The 14,452-nt window shown below is 40.9% G+C and carries 18 protein-coding genes; 4 read left to right on the plus strand and 14 right to left on the minus strand.

All coding sequences use genetic code 11. The annotated features are described in order from the left end of the window. Positions 1 to 48: 48 nt before the first annotated feature. The 3 genes from CU635_RS16180 to CU635_RS16190 all read right to left on the minus strand — a co-directional run bounded on the left by CU635_RS16180 (position 49) and on the right by CU635_RS16190 (position 3,422). Complete coding sequence (locus CU635_RS16180) at positions 49 to 627, minus strand: SCO family protein (RefSeq protein ID WP_101578422.1); 579 nt, start codon at positions 625 to 627, stop codon at positions 49 to 51. A gap of 117 nt (positions 628 to 744) precedes the next feature. Beyond that, the gene (locus tag CU635_RS16185; protein WP_101578423.1) at positions 745 to 1,719 is read right to left on the minus strand and encodes a nucleoside hydrolase; all 975 of its coding nucleotides are present in this window, start codon (positions 1,717 to 1,719) and stop codon (positions 745 to 747) included. 74 nt (positions 1,720 to 1,793) lie between these two features. Next, positions 1,794 to 3,422: a sensor histidine kinase gene (locus CU635_RS16190; protein WP_101578424.1), complete on the minus strand. Its 1,629-nt coding sequence runs from the start codon at positions 3,420 to 3,422 to the stop codon at positions 1,794 to 1,796. Between the two features lie 201 nt (positions 3,423 to 3,623). Between CU635_RS16190 and CU635_RS16195 the strand changes: the two genes are divergently transcribed. Then, on the plus strand, positions 3,624 to 4,148 hold the full coding sequence (locus CU635_RS16195; protein ID WP_101578425.1) for a PCYCGC motif-containing (lipo)protein: 525 nt from the start codon (positions 3,624 to 3,626) through the stop codon (positions 4,146 to 4,148). Positions 4,149 to 4,193: 45 nt separating this feature from the next. Here the strand turns inward: CU635_RS16195 and CU635_RS16200 are convergent, their stop codons facing one another. The 5 genes from CU635_RS16200 to ilvA form a co-directional block, all read right to left on the minus strand. Next, positions 4,194 to 5,036 carry a DegV family protein gene (locus tag CU635_RS16200; RefSeq protein WP_101578426.1) on the minus strand — a complete coding sequence of 281 codons (843 nt, stop codon included), beginning with the start codon at positions 5,034 to 5,036 and terminating at the stop codon, positions 4,194 to 4,196. 138 nt (positions 5,037 to 5,174) lie between these two features. Next, positions 5,175 to 5,426, minus strand: a complete 252-nt coding sequence (locus CU635_RS16205; protein WP_101578427.1) for a DUF2535 family protein — start codon at positions 5,424 to 5,426, stop codon at positions 5,175 to 5,177. Positions 5,427 to 5,661: 235 nt separating this feature from the next. Then, positions 5,662 to 6,411, minus strand: a complete 750-nt coding sequence (gene tatC, locus CU635_RS16210; RefSeq protein ID WP_101578428.1) for a twin-arginine translocase subunit TatC — start codon at positions 6,409 to 6,411, stop codon at positions 5,662 to 5,664. Between the two features lie 64 nt (positions 6,412 to 6,475). Then, the gene (locus CU635_RS16215) at positions 6,476 to 6,670 is read right to left on the minus strand and encodes a twin-arginine translocase TatA/TatE family subunit (RefSeq protein WP_101578429.1); all 195 of its coding nucleotides are present in this window, start codon (positions 6,668 to 6,670) and stop codon (positions 6,476 to 6,478) included. 167 nt (positions 6,671 to 6,837) lie between these two features. Further along, positions 6,838 to 8,106 carry a threonine ammonia-lyase IlvA gene (gene ilvA / locus CU635_RS16220; RefSeq protein WP_101578430.1) on the minus strand — a complete coding sequence of 423 codons (1,269 nt, stop codon included), beginning with the start codon at positions 8,104 to 8,106 and terminating at the stop codon, positions 6,838 to 6,840. Between the two features lie 168 nt (positions 8,107 to 8,274). On the opposite strand from ilvA, the gene CU635_RS16225 reads away from it, so the two are divergent. Then, a complete protein-coding gene (locus CU635_RS16225) occupies positions 8,275 to 8,517 on the plus strand; it encodes a hypothetical protein (protein ID WP_101578431.1) in 243 nt (80 codons plus the stop codon). Positions 8,518 to 8,545: 28 nt separating this feature from the next. Here the strand turns inward: CU635_RS16225 and CU635_RS16230 are convergent, their stop codons facing one another. The 3 genes from CU635_RS16230 to CU635_RS16240 form a co-directional block, all read right to left on the minus strand. Continuing rightward, complete coding sequence (locus tag CU635_RS16230) at positions 8,546 to 9,031, minus strand: dihydrofolate reductase (RefSeq protein ID WP_101578432.1); 486 nt, start codon at positions 9,029 to 9,031, stop codon at positions 8,546 to 8,548. Beyond that, positions 9,028 to 9,822 (minus strand): thymidylate synthase, encoded by a 795-nt coding sequence (locus CU635_RS16235; RefSeq protein ID WP_101578433.1) that lies wholly within the window; start codon positions 9,820 to 9,822, stop codon positions 9,028 to 9,030. The genes CU635_RS16230 and CU635_RS16235 overlap by 4 nt, the downstream gene beginning before the upstream one ends. A gap of 65 nt (positions 9,823 to 9,887) precedes the next feature. Next, on the minus strand, positions 9,888 to 10,589 hold the full coding sequence (locus CU635_RS16240) for an anthrax toxin lethal factor-related metalloendopeptidase (protein WP_101578434.1): 702 nt from the start codon (positions 10,587 to 10,589) through the stop codon (positions 9,888 to 9,890). A 37-nt stretch (positions 10,590 to 10,626) separates the two neighbouring features. On the opposite strand from CU635_RS16240, the gene CU635_RS16245 reads away from it, so the two are divergent. Together CU635_RS16245 and CU635_RS16250 are read left to right on the plus strand one after the other, a co-directional pair. Further along, entirely contained in the window at positions 10,627 to 11,016 is a 390-nt protein-coding gene (locus CU635_RS16245; protein ID WP_101578435.1) for a GIY-YIG nuclease family protein, read from the plus strand. A gap of 235 nt (positions 11,017 to 11,251) precedes the next feature. Beyond that, complete coding sequence (locus CU635_RS16250) at positions 11,252 to 11,512, plus strand: hypothetical protein (protein WP_101578436.1); 261 nt, start codon at positions 11,252 to 11,254, stop codon at positions 11,510 to 11,512. Positions 11,513 to 11,565: 53 nt separating this feature from the next. Here the strand turns inward: CU635_RS16250 and CU635_RS16255 are convergent, their stop codons facing one another. From CU635_RS16255 to CU635_RS16265, 3 genes are all read right to left on the minus strand, one after another. Continuing rightward, on the minus strand, positions 11,566 to 12,354 hold the full coding sequence (locus CU635_RS16255; protein ID WP_101578437.1) for a TerC family protein: 789 nt from the start codon (positions 12,352 to 12,354) through the stop codon (positions 11,566 to 11,568). 122 nt (positions 12,355 to 12,476) lie between these two features. Further along, positions 12,477 to 13,079 (minus strand): YpjP family protein, encoded by a 603-nt coding sequence (locus CU635_RS16260; protein WP_101578438.1) that lies wholly within the window; start codon positions 13,077 to 13,079, stop codon positions 12,477 to 12,479. A gap of 573 nt (positions 13,080 to 13,652) precedes the next feature. Continuing rightward, the gene (locus tag CU635_RS16265; protein WP_101578439.1) at positions 13,653 to 14,435 is read right to left on the minus strand and encodes a class I SAM-dependent methyltransferase; all 783 of its coding nucleotides are present in this window, start codon (positions 14,433 to 14,435) and stop codon (positions 13,653 to 13,655) included. Between the last annotated feature and the right edge of the window lie 17 nt (positions 14,436 to 14,452).

A 14,452-nucleotide genomic window follows, 5' to 3' on the forward strand; every position in this document is an offset into this window, starting at 1 on the left:
ACCCGCGGAAGGTTACAGGAAAAACTAAAAAATAGGCCCATTTCAGGCCTATTGCAGCGTTTTAATATCGCTGATCATTTGTTCAAAGGGAATTCCATTAAGTCCGGTATACGATTGCACAACCGTTCCTTCCTGATCAACGAGGAAGAAATCAGTACCGTGGATAACCTGATCATCATTTTCCGGTTTTTGCACCCATGTTTTAAATACATCAACCGCAAATGTCTGGATCTCATCCTGGGTATAGCCTGTCAAGAAATTCCAATTCGCAAAATCGACGTTAAAATTCTCCGCAAAGGTTTTTAACGTCGCTCCGTTATCCACTTGCGGATCAACGGTAAAAGAGACAAACTCGATGTTTTTAATTCCTTCATCTTTAGCCATCTTTTGCAGCTTTGCCATATGATGAGTCATTGGAATGCATACATCATCACAGCTTGTAAAAATAAAATCAGCTACCCAGACTTTACCTTTCAAATCTTCAAGGCCAAATGCTTCACCTTGTTGGTTTGTGTATGTAAAATCACTTACAGGCCAGTCTTTGGCATTTTCAATCCCTTTTTGACCGCAAGCGGTGAGAACGACTGCTGCAAACAGAATGAACAACATTAAAAAGTTCTTTTTCATTATATTTCACCTGCATTCCTTTTTCCTGTCGAACATTATTCTAACAAAGGTTTTAGAAAGAAGGAAGGAAAACGTTTTTCCAAACTTGGTGAACAGAATGAAAAAAACATCCGAAAGTCAGAATGTTCTTCCGTGATGATTTCTCATTGTTTCATAAAAAGTATTAACAAATAAAGAATAATTAAAGCAATGGGCTATCTTGTGAACCTTAAAGCGTGCTTTATCAGCGGATTTGCGAAGATCGGCAATGCTTTTGCCAAATGCTTCCCCTCGATCAACAACGATTTTTACCGGTTCTTGTATATAATCCATCTCAGCCGCGTCAGTCAACGCCCAGAGTGTTAACACATCATGCATCGGGCTTCCGGGAATATCAGGATTCTTATTTTTATAAAAATTATAGTAGTAATCAACCAAGGGCTTAACGAGCATTCCTGCCTGGCTGTTGACCGCGCAATAATAAGTGTGGAGCTTATCGATCATATCAGGGGTAATAATCGCCGCCGATGTTACATCAAGCGGAATAATATGAATCATTTTAGGAGCCATATTAATGACGATATTTGCAGCATAGGGATCCCCGAAAAAGTTCGCTTCAGCTACGGGAGTGACATTGCCGGGAACAACAAAAGCGCCTCCCATAATATAAAATTCTTTCACCTGCTTCATTAACGACGGGTATAAAATAAATGCTGCTGCCAGGGAAGACAATCTCCCCACATTGACAATATATATATCATGCTTGTATTTTGCGATAATCTTGTTTATGTCATGAAAGTTTTCAAGATTGATATTGAAACAATCAAATTTGGGGCTAATCGGGCCGAGACCCTCGAGGCCATGAATTTCCGGATAATAGATCGGGTGATCACCTGTCAACGGCAATTCTGCACCACCAATGACCGGGATATCCGTAAAACCTGTAATTGCTTGTAAAAACACGGCATTACGAACTGCGAAATCTTTAGGAACATTTCCATAATCACCGACGACACCGACTATATTTATTTCATCGTTAAAATAAGCGTAAATCGCTGAGACAAAATCATCAACGCCAAAATCACTAAAAAACAATACATTCTTTTTTGCCATTTCACACCTCCCATTTATAAGATACTGATTGAGGAGGATAAAAATGGCAGTAAAATATTCACGCTGCAAAAGTACTATTCTTGTTCTTTTGCCGAGAACAATGGCACATAAATTCTAAAGGTCGTGCCTTCCCCTTCTTTGCTTTCTACTTCGATTTTTCCTTTCATTCGTTCAATGATTTGGTAACAGACCATCAAACCGATTCCTGTTCCTTTTTCCTTCAATGAATAAAAGGCAGTGCCAAGCCTTTTAAGAGCCTCCTCTGACATGCCTATGCCCGTATCACTGATGATAAATACGCCATAGTCACCTTCCTCTTTGAGCGTCAGCGTCAGCTTGCCGCCTTCTTTCATTGCTTCGATGCCATTTTTTAAAATGTTGATCAGGACTTGATTTAATTCACTCTTATTTCCTCTGACCATAATCGGTTCGCTAATATGGATGGCCATGTCAATATTTTTTGACATCATGGCATAAGAATTCATCAAATCGACAACTTTACTGGCCAGCTCAGCTCCGTCGACTTGTTCAATCTGCTTCAAATCTGGCTTGGCAAGCGATAAATAATCGTTGATAATCGTCTCAGCCCGGTTCATTTCCTCAATCATCAATTTGATGTACATTCGCTCCTCATCGCTCATTGATTCCTTTGCCAAAAAAATCTGCAAAAATCCTTTTACAACGGTCATTGGATTACGAATTTCATGTGCAACCGACGCAGCAAGCTGGCCAATCGCATTCATTTTCTCGGCCCGTTGAAGCTCCTGCTGAAATTTTGTCTTTTGAAAAATATTTTCCATCTCATCCAGTGCAGCCTCCCATTGCATCGGATCCTGCCTTTTAGGGGGCGGACCCAACTGCTGGGAAGTGGCAGACAGCCTGTCAAATAGTATGGACAGCTGTCTCGTCATCATGTTAAACCGTTCAGCAAGCTTTTTTAAATCGGAAAACTCTTCAATTTGGAGGCGGACATTAAAATTGCCGCTGCTTACTTCATTGATCCCGTAAATGATTTCGTTAATTGGCTCAATAACCTTCTTTAAACCCCAGCTTAAAAGAAAGTAAACGATGATCGTAATAATTAAAAAAGAATAAATCAAAATGGCGGTAATCTTTTTTTCATCTGCTCCAACAAAGGAAGCCTCTGCATCGACTCCAAGCAAAGCAATGACATTTCCCCGCTCGTCTTTAATCGGGGAAAAAGCCGTGATCCATGTCCCATATTGGTCTTTATAAACTCCAGTTGATGACGCCCTGTCTTCGTTAATCACCGTTTTAAACGTTTTTGTAAATTCTTCGCCGCCTTTATAATAAGACATATTCTCTAACCCTAAATCATTGTAATGCTTGGAGGCTGCCAGTACATAAAAGCTGCTGTTTTCATGAATCTCGGGATCCAGGATATAGGCTTCTACGAAAGCGGCATTTCGTTCATTTATTAAGGAAACATTTTTGACGAGGCGGCCTAACGCCGGGTTATCGAGGTCCTGAAACTCTTTTACAGAAAAAATATCCTCCGTGTTAATCGTCGTGCTCCATAATGACGATAATCCTTCGACCCGCTCCTCTATTTGGTCCTCCAGCAGCTTTGAGTGCAAAATAAAACTGATTCCGGCAGTTGACACGGCAACAAGGAAGGTAATTAAAAAGGAAAACAGCAACACTTTTCTAAATAGCGGCAGTTTTTTAATTTTCTGCATCATTCTCATATCCTTCAATGTTCGAATATCTTTTTGATGTCATATTCGACGTTTGCTTGAAAAAATCCTTTAAATGCCAGTCACAAATGCCAAAACACTCAAATTTTCCAGATGATGTGAAAATCATCACAAATATATTTATGATTTCATGATAGAATCAATTTAACCATACTCAAAATTATCAATGAAGCGCAGGTGCCGATAATGAAAAAGAGTTTAATTGGATATTTAATTTTTCTCACCACAGCCTTGATATTAATTGCTGGCTGCTCGTCAGCCACAGTTGAAGAAGATAACGCGAAAAGCAGCGACGGCAAAGATTCCCATACCTATCATGCTGAAAATGGAGATTTGCGCGAGTCAACCGCCTCTGCCGAAGAGCTGCCGGTTTTTGTCCACGACAAACATAAACAAGTGAAAATCGTATATGGAGAAGCTGCAAAGCATAAGGAGCTTCTTGAATGGATTCCTTGCTATTGCGGCTGTGCCGAGTCCGGAAACCATCAAAACGTCTATGATTGCTTCGTTTATGAAAATCGTGAAAATGGCGAAGTTGTATGGGATGACCATGGTACAAAATGTGGAACGTGCCTCGATACCGCAGCCGAAAGTATCCAGCAATATAATGACGGCAAAACCATCAAGCAAATTCGCGATTATATTGACGACAAATACCAGGATAGTTATGGAGAACCGACACCGACCGATACGCCAGAAAACGAAGTTTAACAGCGAAAAAAGCAACTCCGCCTTATTCCAGCAGAGTTGTTTTTTTCATTCAATATAATACATGAACCCGATCGCGCCCACCCCAGTATGGGTACTGATAATTGGTGTCGTCTCTTCAATGTCAATTTTATTGTAGCCGGTCAACTCATCGATAGCGGCCTTTAATTTATGTGCCAGTTCACTGCCTTCTGCGTGGACAAGCCCGACACCTTTAATTGTCTTTCCTTTCACATCATCAGCAAACTTCCTGGCAAGATATTTGACTGCCTGTGAATGGCTTCTCACTTTCGCAACAGGAGTGTAGACACCATGATCGAGGGATGCAATCGGTTTGATATTGAGCAATGAACCGATCATCGCCCTCCCTTTGCCAATTCGTCCGCCTTTGACAAGATTTTCAAGTGTATCGACGACAACGAATAAGCGTGTTTGCTCGCGGACTTCATTAAGTCTGTCCAATATTTTGTCGACACTTTTGCCTGCCTGCGCCATTTCAGCTGCCTCGACTACCTGGAAAGCGAGTGCTTTCGAGATAAAGCGCGAATCCACCACTGTAACATTTGCCTCGGTCATTTGCGCTGCACTCTCGGCTGACTGGACAGTCCCGCTCATCCCGCCGGTCATATGTATCGAGATGATTTGAAAACCCTCTCTTCCCAGCCTGTCATAAACCTCAAGGAACGCGCCTGCCGGAGGCTGTGAACTCTTTGGCAGCTCGGCTGCTTCCTTCATTTTTTTCATAAATTCGGCCGGGGTTATTTCAACGCGGTCTATATATGTCTTTCCATCTATCGTAATTGATAAGGGGACCACTTCTACATCATATTTATTTACGATTTCTTCAGACAAATCCACAGTCGAATCTGTAACGATTTTAACTTTATTCATCTATTCACTCCCTAATACACACTTAGTACGTATTATACATGTTCCGTGGATATTAATAAAATAAATACTTAAATTGACCCGCTATTATTTTTTGCGGCATAAAAAGAGTATGAGCCTCTGCCCATACTCTTCAATCAATTATGCATTATTTTTTAGTGCAGCCGTTTTAAAAATCTGTTCATAATCCGGCCATTTGAGAACTCTTTTTAAATAATCTTTAAATGAATAAGTTTTACTTGCCATTTTGTCTCGATAAAGGGCAGTAATAAATGTTTGCAAACGGACTTGGATCATAAAATAATAACGGCTATCTTCCTCCAATACAGGAATCTCCAAGACTTTTACCTTCTGTCCAACAATATTTTTGAACTCCAGGCTTTTGAATAGCAAAATATCAATCCTCTTTTTCACCCGTTTGACTATATTATACCCTAAATCAGCGTCGAAGTGTTGTTTGAATATGCTCTTCACAAAAATATTTTATTGAGAATTTATCGGGAATGCCCCCGAATGCTATATCATTACTGCCCTCCCGGCAGACTGAGATATTAGCCTCTGAATGCAGCACGCATTAGCTCGGACAAAAAAAGAAACCGGCAGAATAAAAATCCTGTCGGGTCCTTTGTTATTTCATTATTTCCCCGTTTTCCTCAGCCCATTGCTGTTCTTTTTTAAGCTTTCGCCGATAAACTATTTTAGAGAGGTTAATGCTTACTTCATACAAGAGCAACAGCGGAATCGTGACGAGAATATCTGACATAAGATCCGGAGGTGATATGATTACAGAAATCACGACGAGTACAAAGTATGCATATTTGCGAACTTTTTGCATTACGTACGGGTTAATGATACCGAGAGACGTTAAGAACATTGCCACTACAGGCAATTCAAATAATACGCCAAATGGCAAGGTCATATTCATCACAAACCGAAAATATTTATCAGCTGTAAAATTGGTTACGACCATTTCCCCGCTCAGTTCAACAAGGAAGTTCAACACTGTCGGAAAAATGACAAAATAGCCAAAACACAGTCCGACAAGAAATAAGGCAAACAGGGCCGGGATATAAGCGAGTGAAATCCTTCGTTCAATCGGCTTCAACGCGGGCTTAACAAACAGCCAGGCCTGCAAGGCCAGGACCGGAATTGTCGCGGCCACCGCAATGACGGTCGCTATCATAAAATAAACCCAAACAATATCGCTCGGACCGAGCACCACCAATTTCACATCAAGATCACGCACAAACCAGTCATATATATCTTTTACATACATAAAGCCAATGACGAAAAAGATAATGAATGCTGATACGGTGATGATCAGCCGCTTTCGCAGTTCGTCCAAGTGATCGATTACATTTAGTTCTTTATCTTCCATTTCATTCCCCTGCCAATCGCTTGATGCTCTAGAAATAGGAAAAGCGCAGAAAAAATTTCTGCACCTATTTTACCTCTTTCTTCTTGTCTTCTTCGAATTCATCCATGACATCGCTCGTTAGCTCACGCGTCGATTTTTTAAATTCGCGAAGCGTCTGGCCAAAGGCACGGCCGATTTCAGGAAGCTTCTTCGGTCCGAAGATAATTAAAGCCAGAACTAGAATTAATATTAATCCGGGTACCCCGATATTTGAAAACATGTAGAATACATCCCCTTTAAAGTTTCATGTTGTGAATCTACTTAGATTATATAACGTTTTAAAGATTTATGCGGGAAAAGAATTAAAATGTTCATAAGAAATTCACATAATCATGAAAAAATCTCGTAAAAGTGATCTTTCTTATGTCTTCGTCAGATTATTTGTGTTTAAATAAGCAAATGAAAAAGGTTACTGTCTTTATTTACCTCTTGATAGGAAAAACCTTTTTTCTTCATTCGTGCAATTAAATCTTCATAGTCTTCCTTCTGTTTTAACTCGATCCCAACAAGAGCCGGTCCATTGTCGCGATTATTTTTTTTCGTATATTCGAACCTGGAAATATCATCTGTCGGCCCGAGCACTTCATCCAAAAATTCTCTTAGTGCACCGGCACGCTGCGGGAAATTGACGATAAAATAGTATAACAAACCTTCATAGAGCAGAGATCGTTCCTTGATCTCCTGCATCCGGCCAATGTCATTATTTCCTCCGCTTATCACACAAACGACTGTTTTCCCCTTAATTTCTTCCCGATACAGGTCCAATGCGGCGATTGGCATTGCTCCTGCCGGTTCAGCGACAATCGCATGCTCATTATATAGCTCAAGAATGCTTGTACAGACCTTGCCTTCCGGAACAAGCAAAATATCATCAATATTTTCACTGCAAATATCAAATGTTTTCGCACCAACACATTTAACCGCTGCGCCATCGACGAACTTGTCAATGTCGGCAAGGGGAGTCCGTTGGTTTAGTGCCAGTGATTCCGTCATTGATGCGGCGCCGGCCGGTTCAACCCCGATCATTTTTGTATTTGGCGAGATACTTTTCATATATGTGCTTAAACCCGCGATTAAGCCTCCGCCACCAATACTTGCAAACATAAAATCGATCGGCTCTTCACAATCATTAAGAATTTCGACTGCAACCGTTCCCTGGCCTGCAATGACCATTTCATCATCGAAAGGATGAATAAATTGCCTGTTTTCCTGTTCCGAACAAATAGCTGCTTCTTCAAAGGAATCATCGAACGTATCGCCGATTAGGATAATTTCCACTGAATCCTTGCCGAACATTTCAACCTGACTTACCTTTTGCCTAGGCGTCGTCGCCAGCATATATATCTTACCATGTACTCCAAGCTGGCGACAGGCATAAGCCACACCTTGGGCGTGATTGCCAGCGCTTGCGCACACAACACCGTTTTCAAGTGCATCCTTTGGTAGTGAGTTCATTAAATAATAAGCACCTCTTAATTTAAAAGAGCGGACGTGCTGCAGATCTTCCCGTTTTAAGTAAATGTTGCATTCATATTTTTCTGAGAGCCGCTCGTTTTTCTGCAACGGGGTATGGGCAACGACATCTTTTAACTGCTGGTAGGCGATTACAATGTCTTCAAGCTGTACCCATTTTTTATTCAGTACTTTCTGTTCCATGTGTCACCCTCGTTTCTGCAAGTTTTATAATTCGTACATTATAACATGAAACTTTTAAGAACTTACAGATATTTAATTAAAAATTATTATTTTTCTGGCAACTATTCTGAATAAAAAATTTGGCCGATATTATAATAAAACCAAATCAATCATAAAGGGGATGGTAAAATGGAATTTTCACTTTGCAGCCTGGATAGTGCTTTGCCCGTTGAAGTGGTTCTTGACGAGGATAACGGCCGCTATATGATCCGTAAAAGTGATACAAGCGGGGAGGTTTTTAACAGCCCGAACGAACTGATTAACTGGGTTAGAGCAAATTTTTCCGAAGGGGAATTTTGCGACCCTCACGAATTTAGAAACATGCTTGAACTACTTACGCAATATCAAACAAACCCAGATCTGCTTGATTAACAAAAAAAAACAGCTATTGGCTGTTTTTTTACTTCCGATGATATATTAGAAACTCGTAATCATAAGGATTTTTTTCGTTTTTTAATCCTGGCTCTTTTGAAACGAGCTCCCACTCGTTTAAATCTAAGTCCGGAAAATATGTATCTCCGTCAAATTCTGCGTGAATTTGTGTTAAGTAGAGGCGGTCTGCAGCTGTAAAAATTTCTTTGAAAATTTCTGAGCCGCCAATCACAAAAAACTCTTCTTCTTGCCCGTTCGCATATTCTACAAAGTCAGCGATCGAATAAAATAAAGTCGCCCCAGTCACTTGATAATCACGATTTCTCGTAATAATGATATTTTCCCGGCCCGGCAGCAAGCGGCCTATTGATTCATACGTTTTCCGGCCCATCACAACAGGATGGCCCATCGTCACTCTTTTAAAAAACTTCAAGTCTTCCGGCAGATGCCACGGCAGCCGGTTGTCCCTGCCGATGACGCGATTTTCATCCATCGCCCAGATTAATGAGATCATACGCTGACAACCCCTTTAATATGCGGATGTGGATCATATTCTTCAAGAATAAAATCTTCAAACCGATAGTCAAAAATATCGTTCACATCGCGTTCAATCTTCACTTTTGGCAATGGACGCGGCTCTCTCGTCAGTTGCAGGTTAACCTGGTCAAGATGATTTTGGTAGATATGGACATCACCGAAAGTATGAATAAATTCTCCTGGCTCAAGGTCACACACCTTTGCAATCATCAACGTTAGCAATGCATATGAAGCAATATTAAAAGGGACTCCAAGAAAGACATCGGCAGAACGCTGATAGAGTTGGCATGAAAGCTTTCCATCCGCCACATAAAACTGGAACATGCAATGGCATGGCGGTAAAGCCATCTTGTCAATTTCAGCAACATTCCAGGCATTGATAATTAATCTTCTTGAATCCGGATTGTGTTTTATTTGCCTGATCAGTTCGCTGATCTGGTCAATCGTTTGTCCGTCTGCACCTGTCCATGATCGCCACTGGTGTCCGTAGACAGGACCCAACTCGCCATTTTCGTCAGCCCATTCATTCCAGATGCGCACACCATTTTCCTGCAAATATTGAACGTTTGTATCCCCTTTTAAAAACCAGAGAAGCTCATGGATAATCGAGCGTAAATGAAGTTTTTTTGTTGTCAGCAACGGAAAACCTTCCTGCAGGTTAAAGCGCATTTGGTAGCCAAAGGTACTGATCGTTCCTGTTCCCGTCCGATCTTCTTTCTTAACGCCGTTTTCCAGCACATGTTTGCAAAGCTGTAAATATTGTTTCATTTTTTCACGTCCTTCGACAAATCTGTAATCTATTCTATCAGAAATGACAGTCAGTCGCGAAAAAATTATTTTAACGCTTTAATAAACTCATACGACCTGGGGGCGCGTTCTTGCAATAACTCTCTGCTCTCTCCACCTAAATAGTACATCGCAAAAATTTCCGCAAAATATTCTTCGGGAAAGTTTAGATAATAATCAATCCCTGGAAACAATGTGATTTGCTCTTCTTTCCAAATCTGCAAAAAATATGGGTTATAACGGATCTGGTTAAATACGTAGCGGTCAAGCGAATGAGCCAATTCGTGGAGTTCAAGATTGACCGAGCCATGCCCCATTCCCTTTTCACTCGCACCTATTTTCACTAATACCTTTTTTGATCCGCCAATACCCGGAACATCGTCCCAAACTTTCTTACTTTCGTACCCGCGGGGAACAATCCCTGATAAGTGGCTTGCAGATGGATTTTCGGTCAGTTTTCCCTGGAACAGGATAAGCAGGATTCCTTCCCTGTTCATTTTCTGCAACAATGGTTCAGGTAGTTGTCCAATGCGTGCTATCATAAAAGCAGCTTCTTGTTCATCGAAATCACCTTGCGGGACGACGATCATCTCACCGAGCAACTCACGTGAATCGGTCGTTAAATACTGATGAAGTTCAGATGACTCCGGCAGATTGGTTAATTTGATGCCTTGAATGGGTGCGGGGGAATTTCCCAACAATAATAAAGAAACGGTCCCGACAATGACCATAAGGAAAATTTTGCGCATATAAATCACCCTTTTGCTATTCATGGAGGTTAATAAGATGGAAGATTCAATTAATCAGTTACACACTCTCTATGCTGTTTATTTAAAGGTTGAACAAGAAGGAACCATTCATATAGGCAGGCTTGGAAGGTTTTATTTCCAGGAAGGAACCTATATTTACGTAGGAAGCGCCAAAAGAAATATTGCGAGCAGAATTTCTCGGCACTTGAAGGTAGACAAGAAAAAGAGATGGCATTTTGATTATTTGAGACCCCTTGGAAAAGTTATTAAAATTATAACATATGAAGCTACTATCGGAGAATGCGCGCTTGTTGAGAAATTAAGGAAGGAAACGGCTGGTATGTATCCTGTGAAAGGGTTCGGTTCGTCTGATTGCCGCTGTTTTTCCCATTTGATCTATTGCCCATCCCCCCTCGATTTCAGATGAATTTTGTTTCTTTCCGAGGAGAGTGAACCATTGCAAAAAAAGCTGCTTTTCGCAGCTTTTATCATTAATGGCGATGATTGCCGTCATATGATATGGGCGACACGATGACGAAAACGAGTTGCCAATACATAAGACCAGCTGCCTGAAAAGATTTCGTGTTCAGTTAACTGTGGTGTCTCACCTTTCTTCTTGTCCTCGCATATAGTTGAGTACAAAATTAAGAAGGTGAATTGCAATGAGATTTTTAATCAGGAAATCCCCGACCGAAAATATACAAGTAGAATTACAGGCGGTTCAAACCGTGATGGTATCCAGCTACTTCGTTATGGCTGATTTGTTTTTTTATGCGCTATTGTTTACATTGATGCTCACACCTATGCTGCCCTCAATATTTACTGCTGTTTTATTCTTTATCAGTGTATATGGCAGCTTCGGAGCTCTGTATATTTTTCTAAAAAAATCGCTGGTCTGCCCGGATAAGGATACGTGTCTATGAAAATTACTTTATAAACAGGGGACCTGCACAATCGTCAGATCCCTTGTTGTTCGTTATTGCTGCATATGCTCTTCTTTATTGACGCTTGCTTTTTTCTTATTGTTATAGTGAACTGCAAATGTCACTGCAAATGTTATTAGAATGATGAGAAAGAAGTAAATATGGTCCAGATGGAATCCCCAAACACTTGCGAACATTTTCGTAGCAATGAGCAGGATTAAAATATAGGCAGCTGTTTCAAGCTCGGGAATTTTGAGAATCAGCTTCAAGAATACCCCTGCAACACCACGCATCATCAGAACGCCAAGCATTCCGCCAAGTAGGAGAACCCAGACCTGATCGCTGACCCCAAAGGCTGCAAGAACACTGTCTACCGAGAATGCAACATCCATGAATTCTACTGAAATGACCGTGCCCCAGAATGTACCAAACAACCTGATCAGCAAGCCGCTTTGATTGATTCCCTCCAGTTCTCCTTCTTCTTCTCCTGTATTTTTTCGTTTATCAAGAAAATATTTAATAGACAGCCATGCCAAGTACGCTGCACCAAGAACTTTTACCCACCATAATTTAATCAGGAACAGCCCTAAACCGATAGCGATAAACCGGAAAAGATAGGCACCAAGAAGCCCATAAAAAAGAGCTTTACGGCGCTGTTTTTCTGGTAGATGCTTTACCATGACTGCAAGTACAAGCGCGTTATCAGCTGATAATAGTCCTTCCAAAATCACCAGTGTTCCGATATAGCCCCAACTGACTGGATCCGTTAAAACATTGACCCACATGTCCCAGTTAAAAAACTGGGAATAAGTATGAATAATACCTTCTAATATTTCTGACATTCTAGCAGTTCCTCCTGAATACATTAAATTATTCTTTAGAAGGACCGAGTCTTTTTTCTAAAGAATAAAAGTTTAAAACCGTCTATCCATTTTTTCATAAACCATGGCGTTTTTCAATTACATTAACTCATCCATTTAGGAGGAGTGTTTTTATCCCAATAGATTGTGCCAAGATCGTGATGGGCCTGGAATTGGTCATGATGGGTATGATAATGAAAATTGAACCAAAATCCTGCCTGCGGAGGATGATCTCTCCTCACGTGAAAGCGGAGAATATCTTTTTTCGTAATACGGTCGAAAATATGAAAAATCTTTTCTGATTTCCCGTTTCCAGGTGCTTCCGTAATCGCAAGATTCATTAAGTCTTCTTCAGGATGCCCGGAAATCACCTGATCGATTGCTTTCTCCATTTCAGGCAAAATGATTTCTTGAAATTCATCTTCAATGCACGGTTTAATTTTCGAACCGAATTTAAGCATCGATTGTTCCTTTGCCTCTTTCATGATTTGCTCGACAACTACTTCCCTGTCTGATAAAGGCTGCCTGATATCTTCGGAAAACTGAAAATCAGCTGCAGTTTGAGCCGGATTTGATTCAAAGCTATCCCGCTTTGTCGATTTGCCAGAATGGGTTCCATCATAAAGGAACACCTGGGACGGCGTAACCATTCCGAACGTTAAAATAGTGACGAGAATAACAAAGGATTTCCTGACCCATTTTGGCATGAAACTCTTTCCCTTCGAAGCAATTGTTCTGAAAGTCTTTGAAAATACATTTTAAGACTGTTAACAAACTGCTGAGATTGCCATTCATAAAATTTATTATACTTGTTTTTACGAATAAAACGAAAATTGGTTTCAAATATTTTTCAATGGTTAATAGAATAATATCTTTATTAATTTGGTTAGGTTGTTTTATATTGGAGATAGTAAAACAAAGGGGGAGGGCTGGCTGATGGATTGGTCAATTGCATTTGTAATCGGGAGCCTGTTGTTGATGGCTTATTTTGTGTACCTTGCTATCGCCGATTAACTGAAAAATAAGAAAAGCGCAAGCGCCTTGTTCAGCCCCGACAAGCGCTGGCCGACTAAGAGCGCCCCGTCCTGTGGCAACGTCGGCACTAGTACGTCCTGTACGTCGAAGGGGCTGACGGTGAAGTCGTTCTTTGACTTCATTGGCAGGACCGAAGCGACTCGAGGGGCTAGGCGCTGGAGCTGGACATGGAAACGCCCCATAAAGTATCGAAAATTATATACTTTCCTTAACTACAAAGGGTAGGTAAAAGGCTGACTCACGAGTTAGCCTTTTTCCTTTTCCATCACCCCGAAATGAAATTTTGCTGTTTTTCTTCGCTGAACCTTAAAACCGAATTCTGCAAATCGGCTGCTGCGAAAATGATCTTTTAACACCACACGATGCCTTGCCACTCTGCGGGCATGATCGATCATTTCTTTTGTAACCGGTTCATATAAGGCGAACTTCGCAAGAGATTTTATACCATCGGACTCAAGAATCGTTTCTTCAAACATCGGATCAAGATATACACAATCATAGCTGTTATCCCCGATTTGGCGTAAATAATCAGTTGCATTAGCATGAACAACATCAATTCCGCGCATTGCCTCATTTATTTCAGTAAAACCCGAATCCCACTCTTTCAAACCTTGATTGACAATGTATGCTATGTATGAATTCCCCTCAATCCCGGTTATCTTTCCTTCATTGCCTACAGCAAAGCTTGCAACAATGCTGTCGGAAGCCAATCCAAGCGTGAGGTCAAGAACACTCATTCCTTTTTGCAAACCGGCAGCATCCAGAAAAGGATCATCCCCGCCTTTCATAAGCCGTTTGATTCTGAACATTGCAGAATTCGGATGAAAGAAAAATGGTTCAGCCGTTCCATACAAATATAACTCCAAGCGGTCTTTCCCGATGATCAAACAATCATCCTTCACCAGTTCCTGTATCGCAGCAATCGATCTTTTTCTGCGCTCTACATAACTGGCACCAAGAACAGCCGCTGTCGTTCTCGCTATTTTTACCATGCTGTCATTTGTCCGTCCTGCTGTTGTTATAATCATACACTTCACCTGTTTTG

The organism is Bacillus canaveralius, assembly GCF_002860125.1.
GTDB lineage: Bacteria > Bacillota > Bacilli > Bacillales > Cytobacillaceae > Bacillus_BJ > Bacillus_BJ canaveralius.